Source organism: Nostoc sp. (assembly GCF_036917415.1).
GTDB lineage: Bacteria > Cyanobacteriota > Cyanobacteriia > Cyanobacteriales > Nostocaceae > Nostoc.
This window is the reverse complement of record NZ_JBALDJ010000008.1, coordinates 21,564-28,345: the sequence shown is the minus strand read 5'-3', so window position 1 is coordinate 28,345 and position 6,782 is coordinate 21,564. Positions and strand designations below refer to the sequence as shown.

The 6,782-nt window shown below is 42.5% G+C and carries 8 protein-coding genes; 6 read left to right on the top strand and 2 right to left on the bottom strand.

The annotated features are described in order from the left end of the window. Window positions 1-215, top strand: a 215-nt coding sequence (locus V7K41_RS01260; RefSeq protein WP_334845349.1) for a hypothetical protein, incomplete at its 5' end; no start/stop codon positions are given. Between the two features lie 627 nt (window positions 216-842). On the opposite strand, the gene V7K41_RS01255 is transcribed toward V7K41_RS01260, so the two are convergent. Together V7K41_RS01255 and V7K41_RS01250 are read right to left on the bottom strand one after the other, a co-directional pair. After that, window positions 843-1,103, bottom strand: coding sequence for a DUF4926 domain-containing protein (locus tag V7K41_RS01255; RefSeq protein ID WP_334845348.1), 261 nt, complete (start codon window positions 1,101-1,103; stop codon window positions 843-845). Next, window positions 1,090-1,434 (bottom strand): DUF6883 domain-containing protein, encoded by a 345-nt coding sequence (locus V7K41_RS01250; protein WP_334845347.1) that lies wholly within the window; start codon window positions 1,432-1,434, stop codon window positions 1,090-1,092. Before V7K41_RS01250 ends, V7K41_RS01255 begins: the two co-directional genes overlap by 14 nt. A 61-nt stretch (window positions 1,435-1,495) precedes the next feature. Here V7K41_RS01250 and V7K41_RS01245 point away from each other — a divergent pair, with 61 nt between their 5' ends. The 5 genes from V7K41_RS01245 (at window position 1,496) to V7K41_RS01225 (ending at window position 6,742) form a co-directional block, all read left to right on the top strand. Beyond that, complete coding sequence (locus tag V7K41_RS01245; RefSeq protein ID WP_334845346.1) at window positions 1,496-2,965, top strand: aminotransferase class I/II-fold pyridoxal phosphate-dependent enzyme; 1,470 nt, start codon at window positions 1,496-1,498, stop codon at window positions 2,963-2,965. 195 nt (window positions 2,966-3,160) lie between these two features. Continuing rightward, on the top strand, window positions 3,161-4,141 hold the full coding sequence (locus V7K41_RS01240) for a choice-of-anchor A family protein (RefSeq protein ID WP_334845345.1): 981 nt from the start codon (window positions 3,161-3,163) through the stop codon (window positions 4,139-4,141). 135 nt (window positions 4,142-4,276) lie between these two features. Then, window positions 4,277-5,296: an ABC transporter ATP-binding protein gene (locus V7K41_RS01235; protein ID WP_334845344.1), complete on the top strand. Its 1,020-nt coding sequence runs from the start codon at window positions 4,277-4,279 to the stop codon at window positions 5,294-5,296. A gap of 126 nt (window positions 5,297-5,422) precedes the next feature. Next, window positions 5,423-6,310 carry an ABC transporter permease gene (locus V7K41_RS01230; RefSeq protein WP_334845343.1) on the top strand — a complete coding sequence of 296 codons (888 nt, stop codon included), beginning with the start codon at window positions 5,423-5,425 and terminating at the stop codon, window positions 6,308-6,310. Between the two features lie 36 nt (window positions 6,311-6,346). Further along, window positions 6,347-6,742, top strand: a complete 396-nt coding sequence (locus tag V7K41_RS01225; protein ID WP_334845342.1) for a hypothetical protein — start codon at window positions 6,347-6,349, stop codon at window positions 6,740-6,742. The last annotated feature ends 40 nt before the right edge of the window (window positions 6,743-6,782 follow it).

The window sequence follows — 6,782 nt, the reverse complement described above, 5'->3', positions numbered from 1 at the left end:
TATTTCGGGGTACTCATTTGTTATTTCGGGGTACTCATTTGTTATTTCGGGGTACTCATTTGTTATTTCGGGGTACTCATTTGTTATTTCGGGGTACTCATTTGTTATTTCGGCGTGTCCATAACGCACCCTACGAAACTACTAGAATTAAAACCTATGACACCGTAGCTCCTAAAAAGAGAGAGGCTTTGAATCTTACTCCCCTTCCCTTGTAGGGAAGGGGCTGGGGGTTAGGTCTGTATTCGATGCAATTGAGAACTGCTATATAAATTACTTAGGCTATGATTACTGCTTATAAAGTTCTGAAACCTTTCAATCATGAAAGTAGCGTGTAGCTTATCTATAAGTACTGAAATTGCTGAAAAGGTATTAAGCCGCTTGTTGCCTTATCATATTTTACACAAAATCAATGGAGGATATGATTTTGAAATTCCTCTGTTAAAACAATGGGTGAGAGAGCGTGCAGTAAGAAGCTAATTATTTAAAGTAAGGAATTATATCATGTCCGCTTGATTACTTATTAAACCCGCAGAATCTCACCTCGCCTGCGGGGAGAGAATTAAGGAGCGAGGTGCAATAACTATGGAATCATAACTAATTACCCGGACATGATATTAGATAAAGCACACGACGCAACCTTTTTGTTGTGACTGTATTGATTTTATTATGATTAGGACTTACGCAAAAAACCTCTCTAACTCTTATTCCTCTGTGTTCTCTGCGTTCTCTGTGGTTTGATTTTCCGTGACCTGTGCGTAAGTCCTGATGATAAATAATTGTCAATTAGGTGGATAATTAATGCGATCGCACCTCAATTCAGATACAGACCCTAAAGTAAAAACTTAAGCAATTGCCAAATCATAATGTAAAACTAAGATTTCATCTGCTCTCAAAGTCGCCATTGCATATTCACAGCCTTGGGTATCAGCAAACTCGACTAAATAATGATATTCTTCTTCTTGCTCATACACTTCTACAATTGTTCCAACTTGCCCACTGGGTAAACTTTCGATAGAAGTATAATCTTCTTCTACTAGTTGTAATCTCTCAATGGAAATAGGCTTGAGTATAGCAACAGTATCCAAAAGTTTAATTTTTTTCATTTAACTTCAGAAATGCAGTAATCAAACATGGATAGGGATTATTAGCAGTAGTTTCCCAGATTGTCCGCAGCCTGATTTTGTCTGTATCAGGTACTATCCAATCTACCTTAAACTGTTGACCAAATTGTGTAGTACTTTGCTGAACAACTTCACCCGCAACTGCTGCTATTTGAATAAGTTCACGCAAAACATCGGGGTTTTCTAGCGTGATTCCTAGAATTGATGCGAAAACTCTGGCTTTATGTTTCCCACTCGGATGTTCTGGGTTTAGACAATAACCTATGAGCTTTTGCACAGAAATCTCTGCTTGCTCACCGTTGGGTAATTTCATGGTCTATGAATATGCCCTAACAGACTTAGGATTCTATCATTAACGGTTCGTTTTTTCAAAAATGCTCAATCAAAACCAAACGCCTCTATTAGATGCCTTAAAAGCCAATGCAGCAAGACCTCATGCGCCTTTTTACACCCCAGGACATAAACAAGGTGAGGGAATTTCTCAACCCTTGGCTGATTTACTTGGTAAAGCTGTTTTTCGCGCTGATTTAACCGAATTAGCAGATTTAGATAATCTCTTTGCACCCCAAGGCGTTATTCAAGAAGCACAAAAACTAGCAGCAGCAGCTTTTGGCGCTTCGCAAACATGGTTCCTTGTCAATGGTTCTACCTGTGGGATTGAAGCAGCTATTCTCGCTACCTGTGGTACAGGCGATAAAATTATTCTGCCTCGCAATGTACATTCTTCGGCGATCGCAGGTTTAATTCTCTCCGGTGCAATACCAATTTTTCTCAATCCTGAATACGATCCAGTTTTAGATATTGCCCATAGCATCACCCCCAATACTGTAAAATCTGCACTCCAACAGCATCCAGATGCCAAAGCAGTTTTGACAGTTTACCCAACATATTACGGCGTTTGTGGAGATTTGAGTGCGATCGCCAACATCACACATCAATATAATATCCCTCTACTTGTAGACGAGGCACACGGCGCACACTTTGCCTTTCATCCCGAATTACCCACTCCAGCTTTAGCCGCAGGTGCAGATTTAACTGTACAATCCATCCACAAGGTACTCAGTGCGATGACACAAGCATCGATGTTGCACGTTCAAGGTAACAGGATTGATTGCGATCGCATCAGTAAAGCTTTGCAACTCGTACAATCTACCAGTCCTAGTTATTTACTTTTAGCTTCTCTAGATGCAGCGCGTCAGCAAATGGCACTCCACGGAAAAATGCTAATGTCTCGCACTTTGCAACTTGCTGACGAAGCTAGAACAAAAATCAGTCAAATTCCTGGATTATCAGTTTTGGAAATGCCTCGGTTGGGGGAATCTCCCGGCTTTATGGCTTTAGACAAAACGCGACTAACTGTCACTGTTTCTGGTTTAGGCTTAACCGGCTTTGAAGCAGAGGAAATTCTTGATGAAAAATTAGGCGTTACTGCTGAATTCGCCTCACTACAACATCTCACCTTTATCATTAGTTTGGGCAACACCGCAGCCGATATTGAACAATTAGTGCAAGGTTTCACCACCCTCGCCAAAGAATATCGCCGAAGCAACTTGACTCTTAAAAACCAGGTTTGGACAAATATAGACAAAACACTAGATTATGCTTTACAACTTTCTCCCCGTGAGGCTTTTTTTGCTGTCAGTGAAATACTACCTTTGAGACAAACCAATAAACGCATCTGTGCTGAAATCGTCTGTCCTTATCCTCCAGGAATTCCTGTTTTAATGCCGGGGGAAGTCATCACCAAATCTGTCCTTAAATACCTACAACAAATCCAGGTGCTAGGGGGATTTATTAGCGGTTGCAATGATATTAGCCTCAAAACTTTGAAGGTTGTGAAATAACGTTATAACTACTAAATTCTTTTTCATAAAATTTTAATTGATGAAGTCAATGGTAAATGTGCGGTTTTTCGGATGATTTAGGGAAAAATATACAGTAGTTATACCAGTGTGAAACTTCAATAAAAATAGCTAGTAGACTAGTGCAATCTTTGATTTATACTCATAGGATCATCTTGATGATTCCTAAACTAGAAGATGAAATCAAAAACCTATTATATTTGGGGGTTAGTAGCAGCTCCAATGGTAGTCACTCTAGCGCTGGGTTTCTCAGCAAGAGCGAATGCAGTTGAGTTAGGTGCTGCCTCTGATTACAATGTATTTGTTCTGGGAGATATCTCTCAAAAATATACAGATATTGAAGGAAAAGTTGCTGCTGGCGGTAACATCAATTTCGTCGGCGGACTTGGAAGCAGACTTTCTGACAATAGCGGCAACGTAGTCGTCGCTGGACAGAATTTAACTCTGAGCAACGGTCAAGTCTACCACGGTAATGCTGTCTATGGAGGCAGCGCCAATGTATCCAGCGATGTGGGATTTCCTCAAGGAACTCTCAGCAAGGGTAATCCCATCGACTTCAATGAAGCAGGGAAAGAACTGCGAGGGCTATCTGAATATTTGGCAACCTTAACTCCTACTGGGAACACAACAGTTCAACCTTGGGGTGCTATTAACCTTAGTGGCAGTAGTACTGCTTTCAATGTTTTTAATCTTGCAGGCTCATCTGTCTCCAAGACAAACTATTTTGAAATTAAGGGAGACGCAAATTCAACTATCGTTGTCAATATCAGCGGTAAGGATGTCTCGCTGCAAAACTTTGGGTTTAATATCATTGGCGCAGATAAACAAAAGGTAATTTACAACTTTTATGAAGCAACAAACCTAACTGCTAGTGGAATTGGCATCCAAGGTAGTATTCTTGCGCCTTTGGCTAATTTCAATTTCAATAACGGTCAAGTTAACGGCAATGTAGTGGTAGCTTCTTTGACAGGAAATGGCGAATCTCATAACTATCTATTTAATGGCGATCTGCCAACTGTCCCAACAAAGTACTACACTCCGCCTAAGCCTCCCATTCGTAAGGTTCCAGAGCCTGCAAATCTTCCAGGTTTAGGATTAATTGCTGTAGTATTTGGTTTGTTTCGCTACAAACGCAATCAAGCAACTTGTTTAGAATAATTAAAAATTTTTGGCAGCATAGCGCATGAAGCGAATTTGTTTACAGATTTTCGCTCATGCGCTATTTCCTTGCTCTCTACCTTCTACAATAAGGATAGACTTTATTGAGATTTGTATAGTTGGGGATCGGCTGTCATGGCTCCCGCCGTTTTAATTCAAAATCTGCAAAAACGTTACGGTACAGTGGTTGCCGTCCAAGATGTTTCCTTTCAGGTAGAACCAGGAGAAATTTTTGGTTTACTAGGCCCCAACGGTGCTGGGAAAACTACTACCTTGCGTGCCTTGTGTACACTTACAACACCGGATGCTGGCAAAATCGAAGTATCTGGCATCTCTGTGTTAGATAATCCGAAAGTGGCAAGACAACGACTAGGCTACGTAGCTCAGGAAGTCGCTATAGATAAGGTGTTGACTGGAAAAGAACTGCTGCAATTGCAAGCAGCACTTTATCATCTTCCAGGCGCAGTAGCCAAACAGCGTATTGAAACAGTATTAGATTTACTCGGTTTGCAAGAATACGCCAACAAAAAGACAGGAACCTACTCAGGCGGTTTACGCAAGCGCCTAGACTTGGCTGCTGGATTGCTCCATGCACCGGATGTTTTGGTGTTAGACGAGCCAACTGTAGGACTTGACATAGAAACCCGTTTTGTGGTGTGGGATTTCTTGAGAAAATTACGCGCCTCTGGGACGACGGTAGTAATTACCAGCCATTACTTAGAAGAAATTGACGCTTTAGCCGATCGCGTGGCAATTATAGATCGCGGCGTTGTAATTGCAAGTGGTACACCTTCACAATTAAAAGATCAAGTAGGGGGCGATCGCATCACCTTGCGAATCCGCGAGTTTTGCCCGATTGAGGAAGCTGAAAAAGCCAAAAACCTCCTGAAACCTTTGCCCTTTGTCCAAGAAGTCATCATCAACAGCGCTCAAGGTAATTCGCTCAACTTGGTAGTGACACCTCAGAATGATGTTCTCATTAACATACAGCAAGCGCTGAATACCGCTGGCTTGCCCATATTTGGCATTGCCCAATCTCGCCCCAGCCTCGATGACGTTTATCTTGCTGCCACAGGACGCACCTTATTGGATGCAGAACTGGCAGCCGTCGCCACCCGCGATCCCAAGGCTGAGAAAAAGCAGAATATGAGATAGGGACTGGGGACTGGGTACTGGGTACTGGGGACTAGGAGCTAAAAACTGAATTCTTCCCCAATTCCCAATCCCCAATCCCTAATTCCCAATCCCCAATCCCTAATCCCCAATCCCCAATCCCTAAATATGAGCGTTACTCCTAAATCTGATATCAATTGGCAACCATTAGCATCGCCGCAAGCAGATGCTAATACTGCACCTAACTTTTTCGGCGAATTGGTACAAGAGACGTTGGCTTTAACTCGTCGCTTGTTTATTCAATTGCAACGCCGTCCCTCATCTTTAGTTGCTGGAATTATTCAGCCAGTAATGTGGTTAGTGCTATTTGGTGCTTTGTTCCAAAATGCTCCCAAGGGTATATTTGGCAATACAACAAATTACGGTCAATTTTTGGCGGCTGGCATCATTGTGTTTACAGCCTTTGCTGGGGCACTGAATGCTGGTTTACCTGTAATGTTTGACCGCGAGTTCGGCTTTTTGAATCGTTTGCTGGTAGCACCCTTAGCATCACGGTTTTCCATTGTCTTTGCCTCAGCCATCTTCATCATCAGCCAAAGTTTGTTGCAAGCAGCCGTAATCGTTGCAGCAGCAGCATTTTTGGGCGCTGGACTTCCAAATATAGCGGGTTTAAGTGCGATCGCTTTAATTGTCTTACTCTTAGCTTTGGGTGTAACAGCCATTTCTCTCGGTTTAGCTTTTGCTCTACCCGGACACATTGAATTGATTGCAGTGATTTTCGTTACTAACCTACCATTATTGTTTGCTAGTACTGCTTTGGCACCTCTATCCTTCATGCCCCAGTGGTTACAAGTTGTGGCTACCCTAAATCCTCTCAGCTATGCGATCGAACCAATCCGCTATCTCTATTTCCACAGTAGTTGGGGACTAGGTAGTGTAGTGATGCAGGCTCCTTGGGGCAATGTTACCTTTGGGGGAGCGTTGCTGGTGTTGTTTGGCTTTGCCCTAGTCGCCTTGCTGAGTATTCAACCCCAACTGCGGCGGACTCTTGCTTAAAAAGATAGAATAGATCAATTTTAGGGTCAAAACCCCATGAAAAAACCATTTTTACAAATTACTAGACTCTTTGTAGCTACAGCAGGAATTAGCTTTGCTTCCTTGCTCATGCCTCACCCCAGTTTGGCTCAAATCAGCAGCCCAACGGATGCTTTCCCCAGTAATAGTACAACAGACCAAAATACCGATCCTTTCTCCCGTTCCAACTCAGACAATTTCAATATGTTCGATCTGATTCATCGGGCAAATTTCGGGACTCTCAACTGGGATTCTAACCAACAGAACCAAGAACTAGACTCAGCAGCAGCAGCCTTTAAAGCAAGGCAACAAAGACTAATTCAAGGTCAACAACAGCAACCAACCCCCAATTTGCCAACGATTACACTACCATCAGTTACATCGCCATCGGTGACACCACCATCAGGTAACTGAATTCAAATAAACAACCCCAAGCCCTAAAGGCTTGGGGTTA

Coding starts and splice junctions, on each gene's coding strand:
- V7K41_RS01225 (WP_334845342.1), top strand. CDS start 6,347: ATGAAAAAACCATTTTTACAAATTACTAGACTCTTTGTAGCTACAGCA.
- V7K41_RS01250 (WP_334845347.1), bottom strand. CDS start 1,434: ATGAAATTACCCAACGGTGAGCAAGCAGAGATTTCTGTGCAAAAGCTC.
- V7K41_RS01235 (WP_334845344.1), top strand. CDS start 4,277: ATGGCTCCCGCCGTTTTAATTCAAAATCTGCAAAAACGTTACGGTACA.
- V7K41_RS01240 (WP_334845345.1), top strand. CDS start 3,161: ATGAAATCAAAAACCTATTATATTTGGGGGTTAGTAGCAGCTCCAATG.
- V7K41_RS01230 (WP_334845343.1), top strand. CDS start 5,423: ATGAGCGTTACTCCTAAATCTGATATCAATTGGCAACCATTAGCATCG.
- V7K41_RS01255 (WP_334845348.1), bottom strand. CDS start 1,103: ATGAAAAAAATTAAACTTTTGGATACTGTTGCTATACTCAAGCCTATT.
- V7K41_RS01245 (WP_334845346.1), top strand. CDS start 1,496: ATGCTCAATCAAAACCAAACGCCTCTATTAGATGCCTTAAAAGCCAAT.